Source organism: Enterobacter sp. CPE_E863 (genome assembly GCF_046521465.1).
Classification (GTDB): Bacteria; Pseudomonadota; Gammaproteobacteria; order Enterobacterales; family Enterobacteriaceae; genus Enterobacter; species Enterobacter adelaidei.
The window spans coordinates 631,399-648,950 of sequence record NZ_JBKFZX010000001.1; the positions used below are offsets into that span (position 1 = coordinate 631,399).

17 protein-coding genes are annotated in these 17,552 nt (G+C 56.4%); 11 read left to right on the plus strand and 6 right to left on the minus strand.

Annotated elements, in window-relative coordinates; translation table 11 throughout:
• Positions 1-7: 7 nt before the first annotated feature.
• Positions 8-730: a purine-nucleoside phosphorylase gene (gene deoD, locus ACLHV8_RS02995; protein ID WP_028016599.1), complete on the plus strand. Its 723-nt coding sequence runs from the start codon at positions 8-10 to the stop codon at positions 728-730.
• 61 nt (positions 731-791) lie between these two features.
• On the opposite strand, the gene lplA is transcribed toward deoD, so the two are convergent.
• Both lplA and ACLHV8_RS03005 read right to left on the minus strand, forming a co-directional pair.
• The gene (gene lplA / locus ACLHV8_RS03000) at positions 792-1,808 is read right to left on the minus strand and encodes a lipoate--protein ligase LplA (protein ID WP_208594007.1); all 1,017 of its coding nucleotides are present in this window, start codon (positions 1,806-1,808) and stop codon (positions 792-794) included.
• A gap of 39 nt (positions 1,809-1,847) precedes the next feature.
• The gene (locus ACLHV8_RS03005) at positions 1,848-2,492 is read right to left on the minus strand and encodes a YtjB family periplasmic protein (protein ID WP_028016601.1); all 645 of its coding nucleotides are present in this window, start codon (positions 2,490-2,492) and stop codon (positions 1,848-1,850) included.
• 117 nt (positions 2,493-2,609) lie between these two features.
• On the opposite strand from ACLHV8_RS03005, the gene serB reads away from it, so the two are divergent.
• From serB to nadR, 3 genes are read left to right on the plus strand one after another with little or no spacing between them, the layout of a single operon-like run.
• The gene (serB, locus tag ACLHV8_RS03010) at positions 2,610-3,578 is read left to right on the plus strand and encodes a phosphoserine phosphatase (protein WP_028016602.1); all 969 of its coding nucleotides are present in this window, start codon (positions 2,610-2,612) and stop codon (positions 3,576-3,578) included.
• 11 nt (positions 3,579-3,589) lie between these two features.
• On the plus strand, positions 3,590-4,975 hold the full coding sequence (radA, locus tag ACLHV8_RS03015; protein WP_014068810.1) for a DNA repair protein RadA: 1,386 nt from the start codon (positions 3,590-3,592) through the stop codon (positions 4,973-4,975).
• A 35-nt stretch (positions 4,976-5,010) separates the two neighbouring features.
• On the plus strand, positions 5,011-6,243 hold the full coding sequence (gene nadR / locus ACLHV8_RS03020) for a multifunctional transcriptional regulator/nicotinamide-nucleotide adenylyltransferase/ribosylnicotinamide kinase NadR (RefSeq protein WP_208594006.1): 1,233 nt from the start codon (positions 5,011-5,013) through the stop codon (positions 6,241-6,243).
• A gap of 54 nt (positions 6,244-6,297) precedes the next feature.
• Here nadR and ACLHV8_RS03025 read toward each other — a convergent pair whose 3' ends face one another.
• On the minus strand, positions 6,298-7,299 hold the full coding sequence (locus ACLHV8_RS03025) for a zinc-binding alcohol dehydrogenase family protein (RefSeq protein WP_208594005.1): 1,002 nt from the start codon (positions 7,297-7,299) through the stop codon (positions 6,298-6,300).
• A gap of 108 nt (positions 7,300-7,407) precedes the next feature.
• Between ACLHV8_RS03025 and ACLHV8_RS03030 the strand changes: the two genes are divergently transcribed.
• Positions 7,408-8,307: a LysR family transcriptional regulator gene (locus ACLHV8_RS03030; protein WP_208594004.1), complete on the plus strand. Its 900-nt coding sequence runs from the start codon at positions 7,408-7,410 to the stop codon at positions 8,305-8,307.
• A gap of 91 nt (positions 8,308-8,398) precedes the next feature.
• Here the strand turns inward: ACLHV8_RS03030 and ettA are convergent, their stop codons facing one another.
• Positions 8,399-10,066, minus strand: a complete 1,668-nt coding sequence (gene ettA / locus ACLHV8_RS03035) for an energy-dependent translational throttle protein EttA (RefSeq protein WP_208594003.1) — start codon at positions 10,064-10,066, stop codon at positions 8,399-8,401.
• A 226-nt stretch (positions 10,067-10,292) separates the two neighbouring features.
• Between ettA and sltY the strand changes: the two genes are divergently transcribed.
• A complete protein-coding gene (sltY, locus tag ACLHV8_RS03040; protein WP_208594002.1) occupies positions 10,293-12,230 on the plus strand; it encodes a murein transglycosylase in 1,938 nt (645 codons plus the stop codon).
• Between the two features lie 55 nt (positions 12,231-12,285).
• The gene (trpR, locus tag ACLHV8_RS03045) at positions 12,286-12,615 is read left to right on the plus strand and encodes a trp operon repressor (protein WP_080328985.1); all 330 of its coding nucleotides are present in this window, start codon (positions 12,286-12,288) and stop codon (positions 12,613-12,615) included.
• On the opposite strand, the gene yjjX is transcribed toward trpR, so the two are convergent.
• Positions 12,606-13,121 (minus strand): inosine/xanthosine triphosphatase, encoded by a 516-nt coding sequence (gene yjjX / locus ACLHV8_RS03050; protein ID WP_208594001.1) that lies wholly within the window; start codon positions 13,119-13,121, stop codon positions 12,606-12,608. The two genes, trpR and yjjX, sit on opposite strands and share 10 nt — an antisense overlap.
• 51 nt (positions 13,122-13,172) lie before the next feature.
• Here yjjX and gpmB point away from each other — a divergent pair, with 51 nt between their 5' ends.
• Complete coding sequence (gpmB, locus tag ACLHV8_RS03055) at positions 13,173-13,820, plus strand: 2,3-diphosphoglycerate-dependent phosphoglycerate mutase GpmB (RefSeq protein ID WP_048989680.1); 648 nt, start codon at positions 13,173-13,175, stop codon at positions 13,818-13,820.
• Here gpmB and robA read toward each other — a convergent pair.
• Complete coding sequence (gene robA / locus ACLHV8_RS03060; protein WP_028016611.1) at positions 13,817-14,686, minus strand: MDR efflux pump AcrAB transcriptional activator RobA; 870 nt, start codon at positions 14,684-14,686, stop codon at positions 13,817-13,819. The two genes, gpmB and robA, sit on opposite strands and share 4 nt — an antisense overlap.
• Before the next feature lie 211 nt (positions 14,687-14,897).
• Here robA and creA point away from each other — a divergent pair, with 211 nt between their 5' ends.
• From creA to creC, 3 genes are read left to right on the plus strand one after another with little or no spacing between them, the layout of a single operon-like run.
• The gene (gene creA / locus ACLHV8_RS03065; RefSeq protein WP_028016612.1) at positions 14,898-15,368 is read left to right on the plus strand and encodes a protein CreA; all 471 of its coding nucleotides are present in this window, start codon (positions 14,898-14,900) and stop codon (positions 15,366-15,368) included.
• A gap of 14 nt (positions 15,369-15,382) precedes the next feature.
• Positions 15,383-16,072: a two-component system response regulator CreB gene (gene creB, locus ACLHV8_RS03070; protein WP_134708268.1), complete on the plus strand. Its 690-nt coding sequence runs from the start codon at positions 15,383-15,385 to the stop codon at positions 16,070-16,072.
• Complete coding sequence (gene creC, locus ACLHV8_RS03075; protein WP_208594000.1) at positions 16,072-17,496, plus strand: two-component system sensor histidine kinase CreC; 1,425 nt, start codon at positions 16,072-16,074, stop codon at positions 17,494-17,496. Before creB ends, creC begins: the two co-directional genes overlap by 1 nt.
• Positions 17,497-17,552: the final 56 nt, after the last annotated feature.

Genomic DNA, 17,552 nt, shown 5'->3' on the forward strand with positions numbered 1-17,552 from the left:
ACTGAAGATGGCAACTCCTCACATTAACGCAGAAATGGGTGATTTCGCTGACGTCGTATTGATGCCGGGTGACCCGCTGCGCGCGAAGCACATTGCAGAAACTTTCCTCGAAGACGTGCGTGAAGTGAACAACGTTCGCGGCATGCTGGGCTTCACCGGGACTTACAAAGGCCGCAAAATCTCCGTTATGGGCCACGGTATGGGTATCCCATCCTGCTCCATCTACACCAAAGAGCTGATCACCGATTTCGGCGTGAAGAAAATCATCCGTGTGGGCTCCTGCGGCGCTGTGCGCATGGACGTTCAACTGCGTGATGTGGTCATTGGTATGGGTGCCTGCACCGATTCCAAAGTCAACCGCATGCGTTTCAAAGATCATGACTTTGCTGCGATTGCAGACTTTGGCATGGTGCGTAACGCCGTTGACGCAGCAAAAGCGCTGGGCGTTGACGCTCGCGTAGGTAACCTCTTCTCTGCTGACCTGTTCTATGCGCCAGACGGCGGCGAGATGTTCGACGTGATGGAAAAATACGGCATCCTGGGCGTGGAAATGGAAGCTGCGGGCATCTACGGTGTGGCGGCTGAGTTTGGTGCGAAAGCGCTGACCATCTGCACCGTGTCTGACCACATCCGTACCCACGAGCAGACCACCGCTGCCGAGCGTCAGACCACCTTCAACGACATGATCAAAATCGCGCTGGAATCCGTTCTGCTGGGCGATAAAGAGTAATTCTGTCTCTTCCGCCCCTCTCCCTGTGGGAGAGGGGCGGGGTTAGGGTACCAGACCGCACCTAGCGCACGGCCTGTGCAATCCACGCTGACAGCTCCCGCAGCTCATTTTTCTGCTCCGGGAAATCCTCGATCAACACCTCGCATTCCTGTTGCAGCATATCCGCCCGATACAAACAGCCCTGTACACGTGCCGCAAGTGCTTCCAGCGGTGCCGGATTCAGGCTATCGGTAAACACCTGCGTGCGGGTGATATGGCCTTTCTCCACGTCAAAATGCAGCTCCACGCCGCCCCAGGTAAAACGCTCATCCAGCAGGTGAGAAAATGCAGGAGCCTGACCGAAGTTCCACTCCCAACTGCTCTGACGGGCAAACGTCTCGGCAAAGTTGGGCAGATCCGGGGTTTTGTCTGGGGAGATCACTTCTGCTTCCACGCGCTCGCCGTAATGTTCAAAGAAAGCGTCACGGATCGCATCGCAAATCTGCTCGTGAGTAATCCCCGGCAGCAGTTCCACCAGATTTGCCACGCGTCCGCGAACGGAGGTAATCCCTTTGGCCTGCAGCTTTTTCTTATCGGGATTCAGATAGTTCGCCAGACGGCTGAGATCGGCGTTCAGAAGAAGGGTACCGTGGTGGAACCCGCGATCCATCGTTTCGCGGTAAGCCGAACCCGAGACTTTCCGGTCGCCTTCAACGGTTTTCACCACCAGGTCGTTACGCCCGGAGGCCTCTGCCGTCACGCCGAGCGCATTGAGGGCGTTCAGGACGATGGATGTTGAGATGGTTTTGTCGTACTCCGGTTTGCCCGCCATAAAGGTAAAGCAGGTATTGCCCAGATCGTGAAACACCGCGCCGCCGCCGCTGCTTCTGCGCGCCAGGCGGACGTTGTCCTCTTCCATACGCCGCGTATTGCACTCTTTCCACGGGTTTTGCGCACGACCGATGACCACCGTATCCGCGTTGCGCCAGAGAAATAGTACACGTTGGGTGGCGGGCATCTGGCGGAAGATGCACTCTTCTACCGCGAGATTAAACCAGGGATCGTAAGAGTCAGAGATAAGCAGGCGTAAAGTCGTCATGGCAGAGTTCCTTTTCCGGGTCGTCCGCCTACTTTATCATTAATCTTTCTTCTCGCTCTCTTCCTCTTCGGGGATAGACTTGCTTGCGGTCAGCAGGAACGGCGACTGTTGCCAGCGGGTGCGTTTGCCCTGAAGCAGCGTGCGCGCCAGCACGACGCCAATTGCCAGAGAGAGCAGCAGCATCAGGCGGAGAATATTGGTGGTGTTATCCACCTGTTTAGCTTCGGTTGGCAGGGTGTGAGTGTCGAGCGTCATACGTAGATACCCCAGTGGGCCATTTTTACCCTGGACAGGTTCGACAATCTGCTGGTTGAAATAGCCTCCGGCTTTTTTGCCGTCCAGCGCCAGCCTGTCGCGCACGTCGACATGTTCGCCGGCGCGGGCAATCAGGTCACCTTGCTCGTCATAAACGCCCGCATCCAGAATACGACTGTTTTCAGTGAGTTGACGTAAGACCTGACCGATTCGTTTATCGTCCGGCGTCTCGGTACGCATATAGGGTGCGACGTTGAGTGTCACCTGACGCGCCAGCGTGCGGGCCAGCTCTTCAAACTGTGGGTTACGTTGCCGTTGATGATTCTGGCTAAACCACGACGCCCCCTGCATCAGCACCACGAGGAGTGCGAGACAGAAAAGGACAATCACGGCGCGATGAAGCCGGAATTTCAGTTTTGCGCGAGCCATATTCCACCTGCTGAAAATTTAGGGCTTAATGTTGCCAGAAGTGATGGTTACAAGGTAGCCTCATGCGTTATTTTCCCTCTGGAACCTTCCGGCGCGAACGAAATTACAGGAGCTTTAATGCCGAACATTACCTGGTGTGACCTGCCAACGGATGTCTCTTTATGGCCAGGATTGCCGCTCTCTCTTAGTGGCGATGAGGTGATGCCTCTGGATTACCACGCTGGCCGTAGCGGCTGGCTGCTGTACGGACGCGGCCTGGATAAGCAACGCCTTACCCAATATCAAACCAAACTGGGTGCCGCGATGGTCATTGTCGCCGCCTGGTGTGTCGAGGATTATCAGGTCATTCGTCTGGCAGGCTCCCTGACGCAACGTGCGACACGCCTGGCGCATGACGCCGGGCTGGACGTTGCCCCGCTGGGTAAAATTCCTCACCTGAAAACGCCGGGCCTGCTGGTGATGGATATGGACTCTACCGCCATTCAGATCGAGTGTATTGACGAGATTGCGAAACTGGCAGGCAGCGGCGATCTGGTGGCAGAAGTCACCGAGCGTGCGATGCGCGGAGAACTGGACTTCACCGCCAGCCTGAGACAGCGCGTGGCGACCCTGAAAGGGGCCGATGCCAACATTCTGCGTCAGGTACGCGACGTGCTGCCGCTGATGCCAGGGCTGACGCAGCTGGTACTGAAGCTGCAGTCGTTAGGCTGGAAAGTCGCGATCGCCTCCGGTGGCTTCACCTTCTTCGCGGATTATTTGCGGGAAAAACTGCATCTGACCACCGTTGTGGCCAACGAGCTGGAGATCATGGATGGCAAGCTGACCGGCCAGGTGATCGGCGATATCGTGGACGCGCAGTACAAAGCTAACACCCTTACCCGTCTGGCGGAAAAATATGAAATTCCGCACGTCCAGACTGTCGCCATCGGCGATGGCGCGAACGATCTGCCGATGATCAAAGCAGCCGGGCTTGGCATTGCCTATCATGCTAAGCCGAAAGTGAACGAAAAGACGGAAGTTACTATCCGTCATGCTGACCTGATGGGGGTGTTCTGCATTCTCTCTGGCAGCCTTAATCAGAAATAACGAGGTAAACCGTGGCGAAAGCTCCAAAACGCGCATTTGTCTGTAATGAATGTGGTGCGGATTATCCGCGCTGGCAGGGGCAATGCAGCGCCTGTCATGCCTGGAACACCATCACCGAAGTGCGTGGTGTGGCGGCTTCGCCGAGCGTGGCGCGCAACGAGCGCCTGAGCGGTTACGCCGGTAACGCGGGCGTGGCGAAGGTGCAAAAGCTCTCGGATATCAGCCTCGAAGAGCTGCCGCGCTTCTCCACCGGGTTCAAAGAGTTTGACCGCGTGCTCGGCGGCGGCGTGGTGCCGGGCAGCGCCATCCTGATCGGCGGTAACCCGGGCGCGGGTAAATCAACCCTGCTGCTGCAAACGCTCTGTAAGCTCGCCGAGCAGATGAAAACCCTGTACGTCACGGGGGAAGAGTCCCTGCAGCAGGTAGCAATGCGCGCGCACCGCCTTGGCCTGCCAACCGGCAATCTGAACATGCTCTCCGAAACCAGCATCGAGCAGATCTGCATGATTGCCGAAGAAGAGCAGCCGAAGCTGATGGTTATCGACTCCATCCAGGTGATGCACATGGCGGACATTCAGTCCTCGCCAGGCAGCGTGGCGCAGGTGCGTGAAACCGCGGCCTATCTGACGCGCTTTGCTAAAACGCGCGGCGTGGCGATTGTGATGGTCGGCCACGTCACCAAAGACGGCTCGCTGGCGGGGCCGAAGGTGCTCGAACACTGTATCGACTGCTCCGTGATGCTCGACGGCGACGCAGATTCCCGCTTCCGTACCCTGCGTAGCCATAAAAACCGCTTCGGGGCGGTGAACGAACTGGGCGTATTTGCCATGACCGAGCAGGGGCTACGCGAAGTTAGCAACCCGTCGGCCATCTTCCTGAGTCGCGGCGATGAAATAACCTCCGGCAGCTCGGTGATGGTGCTGTGGGAAGGGACGCGCCCGCTGCTCGTTGAAATTCAGGCGCTGGTGGACGTGTCGATGATGGGCAACCCACGGCGCGTGGCGGTCGGTCTGGAACAGAACCGCCTGGCGATCCTGCTGGCGGTGCTGCACCGTCACGGCGGGCTGCAGATGGCGGATCAGGACGTCTTCGTTAACGTGGTGGGCGGCGTTAAAGTCACTGAGACCAGTGCAGACCTCGCATTGCTGCTGGCGATGGTCTCCAGCCTGCGAGACAGGCCGCTGCCGCAGGATCTGGTGGTATTTGGTGAGGTCGGTCTGGCTGGAGAGATCCGTCCGGTGCCAAGCGGCCAGGAGCGTATCTCCGAGGCGGCAAAACACGGCTTCCGCCGGGCGATTGTACCCGCCGCTAACGTGCCGAAAAAAATCCCGGAAGGGATGCAGGTTTTTGGCGTTAAGAAACTCGCAGATGCGTTAAATGTCTTTGACGACTTATAATTACGTATTCGATTTTGCAGGAGGCACCGTAATTTATGTCATCATTTGACTACATTAAGACCGCAATCCGCCAGAAGGGCTGCACGTTACAGCAGGTGGCGGACGCCAGCGGAATGACCAAAGGCTACCTGAGCCAACTGCTGAACGCCAAAATCAAAAGTCCCAGCGCGCAAAAGCTTGAGGCGTTACATCGCTTTCTGGGGCTTGAATTCCCGCGTATGCAAAAGAATATCGGCGTGGTATTCGGCAAGTTTTACCCGCTGCATACCGGGCACATCTATCTGATTCAGCGCGCCTGTAGCCAGGTGGATGAGCTGCACATCATCATGGGGTATGACGAAACCCGCGATCGCCAACTGTTTGAAGACAGCGCCATGTCGCAGCAGCCAACCGTGCCGGACCGTCTGCGCTGGCTGCTCCAGACCTTCAAGTATCAGAAAAATATCCGCATCCATGCCTTTAATGAAGAAGGCATGGAGCCGTATCCACACGGCTGGGACGTGTGGAGCAACGGCGTCAAAGCGTTCATGGAAGATAAGGGTATTGCGCCTAACTGGATCTACACCTCTGAAGAGTCAGACGCGCCGCAGTTCCGCGAGCATCTGGGTATTGAAACGGTGCTGATTGATCCGAAACGAACGTTTATGAACATCAGTGGGGCGCAAATCCGCGAAAACCCGTTCCGCTACTGGGATTACATCCCAACTGAAGTGAAACCGTTCTTTGTGCGTACCGTCGCCATTCTGGGCGGTGAGTCGAGCGGGAAATCAACGCTGGTCAACAAGCTGGCGAATATCTTCAATACCACCAGCGCGTGGGAGTACGGGCGTGACTATGTCTTTTCCCATCTGGGCGGCGACGAGATGGCGCTGCAGTATTCCGACTACGACAAAATAGCGCTCGGTCATGCCCAGTACATTGATTTCGCGGTGAAATATGCCAATAAAGTGGCATTCATTGATACTGATTTCGTCACCACCCAGGCGTTTTGTAAAAAGTACGAAGGGCGCGAGCACCCGTTCGTGCAGGCGCTGATCGATGAATACCGCTTTGACCTGGTGATCCTGCTGGAAAACAACACCCCGTGGGTGGCCGACGGGATGCGCAGCCTCGGCAGCTCCGTGGACAGGCGGGAATTCCAGACCATGCTGGTGGATATGCTCAATGAGAACAACGTTGAGTTTGTGCATGTTGAAGAGTCAGACTACGACTCCCGTTTCCTGCGCTGCGTCGAGCTGGTGAAGGAGATGATGGGGGAGCAGGGGTAAACGTTAACCGCCCTCTCCCAACGGGAGAGGGCCAGGGTGAGGGAATCAGACCACTCAGAACTCAACCACCACTTTCCCGCGCATATGCCCGTCCAGCACTTTACGGTGCGCCTCGGTAATGCTTTCCACGCTCAGCCCGTGCAGTGTCTCACTCAGCGAACTCTCTACCACACCGTTATCTACCAGTTTCGCCACCTCATTGAGGATCTCCCCCTGACGTGCCATATCGGCAGTCTGGTACATGCTGCGGGTGTACATAAATTCCCAGTGCAGGGCGGCAGATTTTGATTTCAGCTTATCCTGGTTCAGCGGATGCGCGTTCTCAACGATGGAGCAGATATGCCCCTGTGGTGCAATCAGCTCACTGACCGCATCCCAGTGGCCATCGGTGTCGTTGAGAATGAAAATGTAATCCACAAAGGTGATCCCCTGTTTTGCCAGCTCACCTTTCAGGTCGCGGTAGTTCACCACCACATCAGCACCGCGATCGCGGCACCACTGGGCAGAATCCTCTCTTGACGCCGTCGCGATGATCTTCACCTTGCTGTTGTGCTTCGCAAACGGGATCGCCAGCGATCCTACGCCACCCGCACCGCCGATAATCAACAGCGTTTTATCCGCGTCGGCATTCTGAATGTTCAGCCGCTCGAATAATCCTTCCCAGGCTGTCAGGGCGGTTAGTGGCAATGCGGCTGCGGCGGCCCAACCGAGGCTGGCTGGTTTGTGCCCGACGATACGCGCATCGATCAGCTGGTGGGTAGTGTTACTGCCAGGGCGGGTGATATCCCCTGCATACCACACCGCATCGCCCGGTTTAAATCCGCTAACGCCAGCGCCAACGGATTTAACGATACCGCTGGCATCCCAGCCGAGAATACGCGGCTCCTGCAGACCGTTTCTGGCAATACTGGCATGCACTTTGGTATCGACCGGGTTGATGGAAACGGCCTTCACCTCGACCAGCAGGTCGTGCTCGCCGGGTTGCGGCATCGGTTGAGCAATCTCAATAAAGGCTGAAGGGTTCGATGGGTCAACGGCAATGGCTTTAACGGACATGGTGTGCTCCTCAATGGAATGCGTTTTGTTGAGGCTAGTCTATTAAGTGGACAGCTGCATGATAAGATGGACAATCGAGAACTCAGCGTTCGTACAGGGTGAACAATCATGTTTAAACAGCTGCAGGATATGGCGCTGTTTGCGCTGGTGGCAGAGATGGGAAGTTTTACCGCTGCGGCGCAGAAGGCCGAACTGCCGAAATCCAGCGTCAGCCAGCGCATTAGCCAGCTTGAGCAGCAGGTGGGGATCCGTCTGCTTAACCGTACCACGCGCAGGCTGAACCTGACGTTTGCGGGCGAGCACTATCTGGTACACTGCCGCGAGATGCTGGCAGCCAGCGAGCGTGCAGAGTACGCCATTCAGCGGCTGCGCGAAAACCCGAGTGGTCGGCTAAGGATCACCTGCCCGGCAGGGATTGGCGCGACGCTGCTGGCGCATATGAACGCCGAGTTCCAGTTGAACTTTCCTGACGTGTCGCTGGATGTGTCGATCTCTGATGACGTGGTGGATCTGGTCGAGTCTGGCTTTGACGTGGCGTTGCGTACTGGCAAGCCGCAGGACTCCTCCCTGATAGGCCGGATGATTGGCCACTGCCCGCGCTATATGCTGGCCTCGCCCGAATATCTTGCACGTCGGGAGCCGCTGACGCATCCCCGCCAACTGGTGGAGCACCGCTGCATTACGCACAAAGCCTGGTCTGAGTGGTTGCTACGCAGCGAGAGTGAGGATTACCGCTATCTGCCGGATAACGCCCATATGACGGATAACCTGGTATACGCACGTGAGTGCGCCATTGCCGGTGCCGGGATTACGCTCTTACCCGCATTTCTGCTGGAAGATAAGGTGGAGAAGGGGGCGTTGGTAAAAGTGCTGCCAGAGTGGAATGTCGAGGGGAATGACCTGTGGCTGGCCTATCCAAGCCGGAAGCTGAATTCGCCTGCGCTGATGAGCTATATCGAGTTTGCGATGCAGTTCGATGAGGTGAAGCGGTATTACGTGGGCGGGTGATTTTGTGCGGCCTGATGCCCTCACCCTGTCCCTCTCCCACCGGGAGAGGGAACAAACATAAAAAACGGCAACCGAAGTTGCCGTTTTGCTTTTATTTCGCAATACGCTTGTACTTAATACGCTTCGGCTCCAGCGCGTCTGCGCCCAGCGTGCGTTTCTTGTACTCTTCGTATTCGGTGAAGTTACCCTCGAAGAACTCCACCTTACCTTCGTCCTGGTAGTCCAGGATGTGGGTCGCGATACGGTCCAGGAACCAACGGTCGTGCGAGATCACCATCGCGCAGCCCGGGAACTCCAGCAGGGCGTTTTCCAGCGCGCGCAGGGTTTCGATGTCCAGGTCGTTGGTTGGTTCATCGAGCAGCAGCACGTTACCGCCCACCTGCAGCAGCTTCGCCAGGTGCAGACGACCGCGCTCACCGCCGGACAGCTCGCCCACGCGTTTGCCCTGGTCGGTGCCTTTGAAGTTAAAGCGGCCAACGTAGGCGCGGCTTGGCATCTCGGTGTTGCCGATACGCATGATATCCAGACCGCCGGACACTTCTTCCCACACGGTTTTGCTGTTATCCATCGCGTCACGGAACTGGTCAACGGACGCCAGCTTCACGGTTTCACCCAGGGTGATAGAGCCGCTGTCAGGTTGTTCCTGACCGGACATCATGCGGAACAGGGTGGATTTACCCGCGCCGTTCGGACCGATGATCCCGACAATCGCGCCCTTCGGCACAGAGAAGCTCAGTTCGTCGATCAGCAGGCGATCGCCGTAAGACTTACGCAGATTGCTGACTTCAACCACTTTATCCCCCAGACGTGCTCCAGGTGGAATAAACAGTTCGTTGGTTTCGTTACGTTTCTGGTATTCGGTGTTGTTCAGCTCTTCGAAGCGTGCCAGACGGGCTTTGCCCTTAGACTGACGGCCTTTCGCGCCTTGACGAACCCACTCCAGCTCTTTCTCAATAGACTTGCGACGCGCCGCTTCCTGAGAGGCTTCCTGCGCCAGACGCTGATCTTTCTGCTCCAGCCAGGAGGAGTAGTTACCTTCCCATGGAATACCTTCACCACGGTCCAGCTCCAGGATCCAGCCTGCAACGTTGTCGAGGAAGTAACGGTCGTGGGTAATCGCCACAACGGTGCCTTCGAAGTCGTGCAGGAAACGCTCCAGCCACGCCACGGATTCTGCATCCAGGTGGTTGGTTGGTTCGTCGAGCAGCAGCATGTCTGGTTTTTCCAGCAGCAGGCGGCACAGCGCTACACGGCGGCGTTCACCACCGGACAGATTAGCGATTTTTGCATCCCAGTCCGGCAGACGCAGGGCGTCAGCGGCGCGCTCCAGCTGCACGTTCAGGTTATGACCGTCGTGCGCCTGGATAATTTCTTCAAACTTGCCTTGCTGAGCAGCCAGTTTATCGAAGTCAGCATCCGGCTCGGCATACTTGGCATACACTTCATCCAGACCTTTCAGGGCGTTAACCACTTCGGACACCGCTTCTTCAACGGATTCGCGGACGGTGTGTTCCGGGTTCAGCTGAGGTTCCTGCGGCAGGTAACCAATCTTGATGCCAGGCTGCGGACGGGCTTCACCTTCGATGTCTGTATCGATGCCGGCCATGATGCGCAGCAGGGTGGACTTACCGGCACCGTTGAGACCCAGAACACCGATTTTTGCGCCCGGGAAGAAGCTCAGCGAGATATTTTTAAGAATATGACGTTTCGGCGGGACAACTTTGCCGACACGATGCATGGTATAAACGAATTGAGCCACGTTGGACTTCGCCTCTTTTATCGTAATGAGAAGGAATTTCAGCCTCGAAGTGTAGCCTTTTTCACGACCTAATCCCAGCCAGGAACGTCGGGAGTGTTAAAACGCGCAAGAAAGGTAAAAAAGTGTCCATGACGTGGCGCGTTGCAGGATGCCTGGTTAGCATAAGTTGATTAGACTTTGACGTGGCAAGACGCTGCAATTGACGAAAAACAAAGAGGAAGAGCTTGTGGAAAAAGCCAAACAGGTGGTCTGGCGTCTGCTCGCTGCCAGCGTATGCGTAATGGCGGTAAGCCAGGCGGTGCATGCCGATTCACTGGATGAACAACGTAATCGCTACGCCCAGATCAAACAGGCGTGGGACAACAAGCAGATGGATACCGTGCAGGCGCTGATGCCGACACTGAAGGATTACCCTCTGTATCCGTATCTGGAGTATCGCCAGCTAACTGACGATCTCATGAATCAACCGACCGTCGCGGTGAATAATTTCATTCAGGCTAACCCAACCCTGCCTCCCGCGCGGACGCTACAGTCTCGTTTTGTGAATGAACTGGCTCGTCGTGAAGACTGGCGCGGGCTGTTGGCGTTTAGCCCTGAAAAGCCGAACACCACGGAAGCGCAGTGTAACTATTACTACGCAAAATGGGCCACGGGGCAGCAGGAAGAGGCGTGGAGCGGCGCCAAAGACCTGTGGTTAACCGGTAAAAATCAGCCCAATGCCTGCGACTCTCTCTTTGGAGCCTGGCGCGCTTCTGGCAAGCAAGATCCGCTGGCCTATCTGGAGCGTATTCGCCTGGCGATGAAGGCCGGAAACACGCGTCTGGTCACCGCGCTGGCGGGGCAGATGCCATCGGATTATCAAACCATTTCCTCTGCGGTGATTGGGCTGGCCAACGATCCCAACTCGGTGCTGACCTTCGCCCGCAGCACAGGCGCGACCGATTTTACCCGCCAGATGGCAGCGGTAGCCTTTGCCAGCGTGGCGCGTGACGATGTGGAAAACGCGCGGCTGATGATCCCGCAGCTGGTGCAGACGCAGCAGCTTAACGAAGAGCAAACCCAGGAGTTGCGCGATATTGTGGCGTGGCGACTGATGGGCACGGATGTGACTGATGAACAGGCGCGCTGGCGAGACGATGCCATTATGCGTTCGAACTCCATGTCGCTGGTGGAACGTCGCGTGCGAATGGCGCTGGGCTCAGGCGATCGTCGTGGGCTCAATACCTGGCTTGCGCGCCTGCCGATGGAAGCGAAAGAGAAAGACGAATGGCGCTACTGGCAGGCCGATCTGCTGATGGAGAGAGGACGTGATGAGGAAGCGAAAGAGATCCTCCATACTCTGATGCAGCAGCGCGGGTTCTACCCGATGGCGGCCGCGCAACGCCTGGGGGAAGAGTACACCTTCCGCATTGATAAAGCGCCAGCCAATGCGAACCCTGCATTGACGCAGGGGCCTGAAATGGCGCGCGTTCGCGAGCTAATGTACTGGAATATGGATAACACCGCGCGCAGCGAGTGGGCGAATCTGGTCACCAGCCGTAGTACTGACGAGAAAGCTCAGCTTGCCCGCTATGCGTTTGATAACCACTGGTGGGATCTGAGCGTGCAGGCCACGATCGCCGGTAAGCTGTGGGATCATCTCGAAGAGCGTTTCCCGCTGGCTTACAAAGATCTGTTCGATCGCTATACCAGCGGTAAAGATATCCCGCAAAGCTATGCGATGGCGATTGCCCGTCAGGAGAGTGCCTGGAACCCGAAAGTTCGTTCTCCGGTGGGTGCCAGCGGTCTGATGCAGATCATGCCGGGCACGGCAACGCACACGGTGAAGATGTTTAATATCCCGGGGTACAGCAGCCCGTCACAGCTTCTCGATCCGGATACCAACATCAATATCGGTACCAGCTACCTGCAGTATGTTTATCAGCAGTTCGGTAACAACCGTATCTTCTCGTCTGCGGCGTATAACGCGGGCCCTGGTCGCGTGCGCACCTGGCTTGGCAACAGCGCCGGACGTATCGATGCCGTGGCGTTTGTCGAGAGTATTCCGTTTTCGGAAACGCGTGGCTACGTGAAGAACGTGCTGGCGTATGACGCATACTATCGCTACTTCATGGGGCAGAAAGATACCCTGATGAGCGATGCCGAGTGGCAGAGACGTTACTGATCGGCGCGGGTTGTGTTATGCTGTACTCGCTAAAGAGTACAAGAGGCAGCATAACATGACCCAGCATTCCCCGTATTCCTCGGCAATGGCCGAACAACGTCATCAGGAGTGGCTTCGTTTTGTGGAGTTGCTCCGCCAGTCTTACGATCAGGATTTGCATTTGCCCCTTATGCAGCTGATGCTCACGCCAGATGAGCGTGAAGCGCTGGGCACGCGCGTGCGGATCATTGAAGAGCTGTTGCGCGGCGAAATGAGCCAGCGTGAACTCAAAAATGAGCTCGGCGCGGGTATCGCAACGATTACCCGCGGATCGAACAGCCTGAAATCGGCACCGGTTGAGCTGCGTCAGTGGCTGGAGTCTGTGCTGCTGGGCGATCAGCGATAAATCGCGTTATGGAACGGGCTTAAGGCCAGGATCACCGCCTGGTGGTAAACGCCTGAACGCGTCAGTGCGCCTGCAGTAAAGACGCCAATAGCCCCTTCTTTACGACCAATCTCATCAATGCCGGTGTACTGTGACATCACCGGCCCCAGCGCGTCACCCGCACGGACTTTTTCCAGAATGATCTCTGGCAGCGGCAGGGTGGCTGAACGCGCCTCTCCACGCTGTTCGCGGCTTTCAATCACCACCCAGCTAAAGGTTGCGCCTTCGTCGATACCCGCTTCGATCGCCACCCAGAAGTCAGCCTCAGGTGCCGCAACTTTGGCATTTGCCACGCGATTTCGTGCGCCAGCCCGCGTTTCCTCGCTGCCAAACGGCTGTTCAGGAACACCACTCTCGACGCCGATAGCATCAATATGGCAGGATCCTTCGCCGAAGATCTCTTCAAATGCCCTTAGAATTGCCTGAATTTTGGCAGGATTAGTGGTAGCAGAGACAACATGGTGCATAATTAAGCTCGATTCGAAAAAAAACTCATCGCAGTATAACGGAAAAAAAGCATGTTACAGGTATACCTTGTTCGCCACGGTGAAACGCAGTGGAACGCCGAGCGACGTATTCAAGGCCAGTCAGACAGTCCCCTCACTGAAAAGGGGGTACAGCAAGCGTGGCAGGTGGCGGAACGCGCCCGAACGCTGGGCATTACCCACGTTATCACCAGCGATCTCGGTCGCACACAGCAGACGGCACGCATCATCGCGGACGCCTGTGGCTGTGACGTCATGCTTGAGCCGCGCCTGCGCGAGCTGGATATGGGCGTGCTGGAAAAACGCCATATTGATACGCTGACGGAGAAGGAGGAGGGCTGGCGTCGTACGCTGGTTAACGGTACCGAAGATGGCCGTATTCCTGAAGGCGAATCCATGCAAGAGCTGAGCGTTCGTATGCATGCCGCACTCGCGGAATGCCTGAAGCTTCCGGCGGGAAGCCGTCCGCTGCTGGTGAGTCACGGGATTGCGTTGGGTTGCCTGGTGAGCACCATCCTGGGGTTACCGGCTTACGCTGAACGCCGTTTGCGTCTGCGCAACTGCTCCATTTCCCGGATTGATTACCAGGAAAGCGCATGGCTGGCGTCGGGGTGGGTGGTGGAGATGGCAGGGGACATTTCGCATCTCGATGCCCCTGCACTTGACGAACTGCAGCGTTAACGACGAATCGGAATTAAGAATTCCATACGCAGATTGATTGGGCCTTCTTCCGGTTTGGCATCCTGCGCCGGGTAGTAGCGCTCAATGTCCTGACCTTTACGGCGATTCAGATTCAGCATAGGCATGCAGGTTCCGTAAACAGTCAGGATAAACTCCTGAACGCCCGTTCCCAGCCCTTCATAGGCGAACATCACGTATTCGCCGCCTTCGAGCACGACAGGCTTCGAACCCTGAATATAGCCATTGGCCATCTCTGGGGTCAGCGCGGTGGTGTAGAACACCTCCTGCTCGTCGTCTTTTTCCTGACTTGGATGCGTTTCGTTGAGGCCATACAGAATCGGCGGGATCGCCGGGGCGTGGCTCAGGAAGTCGCGCCAGAACTGTACGCGCATCTGATGACGGAACTCAGAAATCTGCTCCAGAGAACAGGAATAGCTCTGCGTCGTACCGATCAGATGGGTTTCAGGCAACGTGACAATTTCGTATTTTGGCATCGCGAACTCGCCCAGACGCAGCGGTGGACGCATACCAAACGAGCTCCAGTCAGGCGAGCGACGATAAAGCGCTGGCGTTAACGAGAACTGTTTTTTAAAGGCTCGGGTGAAGGTTTGCTGCGAATCGAAACGATATTGCAGGGCAATATCCAGAATCGGCCGTGCCGTAAGGCGCAATGCCACAGCAGACTTAGACAGACGACGCGCGCGAATATAGGCCCCGATAGCATGACCGGTGACATCCTTGAACATCCTTTGCAGATGCCACTTGGAATAGCCTGCTTTAGCCGCCACATTATCCAGTGACAAAGGCTGGTCGAGATGACCTTCCAGCCAGGTGAGCAGGTCGCGAATAATTCCAGCCTGATCCATATACTATCCTCATCCTTAAAACAGCAGGTGCCTGATAACAGGTTAGCGGATAATAGCATTTTTTGATGTTTTAGCATTCAGTGTTTTTTTTGCGCATTCATGCTTTTTGGAGCACATTGTGGGCAAATATATTCTAATCCTGTGATCTTGCTACATTTTTGTCTAAAGTGTTGAATAATCGCCCAGTGTAATTTTAAAGAATGGTAACAATATGAAATACAAGACTTTGATCTTCACCGCGTTGATGCTGATGGTCGGGCGCGTGGCGCAGGCAGAACAGATTGGTTCCGTCGATACCGTGTTCAAAATGTTTGGCCCGGACCACAAAATTGTGGTCGAGGCGTTTGACGATCCGGACGTGAAAAATGTCACCTGCTATGTCAGCCGGGCGAAAACCGGCGGTATCAAAGGTGGCCTGGGACTGGCGGAAGATACCTCCGATGCGGCAATCTCTTGCCAGCAGGTGGGTCCGGTTGAGTTAAGCGATAAAATTAAGAACGGTAAAGCGCAGGGCGACGTGGTGTTCCAGAAACGCACCTCGCTGGTGTTTAAAAAGCTGCAGGTAGTACGTTTCTATGATGCGAAACGCAACACCCTGGCTTACCTGGCCTATTCCGACAAAGTGGTGGAAGGCTCACCGAAAAATGCGATTAGCGCGGTGCCAATCATGCCGTGGCGTTAATTCAGGGACGAACCATGCAACTACCTGTGGTCTGGCTGGTTGAAGACGAAATCAGCATCGCTGACACACTTATCTACATGCTTCAGCAGGAAGGATTCGCGGTGAAGGCGTTTGAACGCGGTCTGCCCGTGCTGGAAGAGGCGCGGCGGCAGTTACCCGCGCTGGCAATTCTTGATGTCGGGTTGCCGGACATCAGCGGCTTTGAGCTGTGCCGTCAACTGCTGGCGCTGCATCCGGCGTTGCCGGTGCTGTTTCTAACGGCGCGAAGCGACGAGGTGGATAAACTGCTCGGTCTGGAGATGGGGGCTGATGACTACGTCGCTAAACCTTTCTCACCGCGCGAAGTGTGTGCCCGGGTGCGGACAATTTTACGGCGGATGCAAAAATCAGCCGCGCCTTCGGATGTTGTGCGTATCGGCCAGTTTGAACTGAACGAACCTGCGGCACGAATCAGCTGGTGCGGTGAGGTGTTACCCCTCACGCGCTACGAGTTTTTGTTACTTAAAACATTGTTACAGGCTCCCGGACGTGTGTACTCCCGCCAGCAGCTAATGGACAAGGTGTGGGGCGAAGACGGGGACAGTTTCGATCGTACCGTGGACACCCATATCAAAACCCTGCGCGCCAAGCTGCGGGCGGTGAACGAGGAGCTTTCACCCATCAGCACCCATCGTGGTATGGGCTACAGCCTGGGGCTTTATTAATGCGCATTGGGATGCGGCTGCTGCTGGGGTACTTCCTGATCGTGGGTATCGCCGCGTGGTTTGTGCTGTCGATCTTTGTTCAGGAAGTGAAGCCCGGCGTGCGCAGGGCAACTGAAGGGACGTTGATCGATACCGCGACCTTGCTAGCCGAAGTCGGGCGCGAGGATCTCCTTTCGGGCAATGCGCAGCAGGGCAAACTGGCGCAGGCCTTTTCACAACTTCATCAGCGGCCTTTCCGCGCCAATATCGGCGGCATTCATAAAGTGCGCAACGAATACCACGTCTACATGACCGATGCGCAGGGCAGAGTGGTGTTTGATTCCGCGAGTCTGGCTGTGGGGAAAGATTACTCCCGCTGGAACGATGTCTGGCTGACCCTTCGTGGCGAATACGGCGCGCGGAGCACCCAGAGCAATCCTGACGATCCAGAGAGCACGGTGATGTATGTTGCGGCTCCGGTTGTGGACAACGGTAAGATTATTGGCGTGCTGTCGGTCGGGAAACCCAACAGCGCGATGGCCCCGGTTATCCATCGCAGCGAGCGACGGATCCTGTGGGCGGGTGGTGCATTGCTTGGCATTGCTTTGCTGATTGGCCTTGTTGTGGCGTGGTGGATCAATCGTTCTATCGGTACGTTGTCGCGCTACGCTGACGCGGTTACCACCGATTCCCCTCTGCCATTACCGAATCCCGGCAGCAGTGAACTGCGCAAGCTGGCGCAGGCGCTGGAGAATATGCGTATTCGCCTGGAAGGGAAAAATTACATTGAACACTATGTCCACTCGCTCACCCACGAGCTGAAAAGCCCGCTGGCCGCAATCCGGGGCGCGGCGGAAATTCTTGCTGAGCAGCCCTCACCGCAGGTCGCCAGGCGGTTTATCGACAACATCCTGGTGCAAAACGCGCGTATGCAATCGTTGGTCGAAAAGTTGCTTGCCCAGGCCCGGCTTGAAAATCGGGTGGAGATTGTCCCCACAAGCGTTGATGTCGATGCGCTGTTTGCGCGGCTAGCTGACGCCCGCTCGACGCTACTGACCGCTAAAAATATCACCCTGACCTGTAAAAGCACCGCGCTGTGTGTGGAAGGTGATGCGGAGCTGCTTGAACAGGCATTGGGTAATTTACTGGATAACGCCATCGACTTCACGCCGGAGGGCGGGGCTGTTCAGCTTGCAGCCCATGAAGGGGACAAGCAGATACACTTTACCGTCACCGACAGCGGCAGCGGGATCCCGGATTATGCCCTGACGCGAATTTTCGCACGTTTTTACTCTCTTCCTCGTGACAACGGATTGAAAAGCAGCGGCCTTGGGCTGGCCTTTGTACAGGAGGTGGCGCGTCTGCACCAGGGGGAGATCACATTGCGTAATCGTGATGAAGGTGGCGTGATGGCCACGCTGATACTTCACCGTCCCTTCACATAACTTCAAACTGGCCCCACATAGCCCGGTTACGCTCTCCTCATCACAAAGGAGACGTA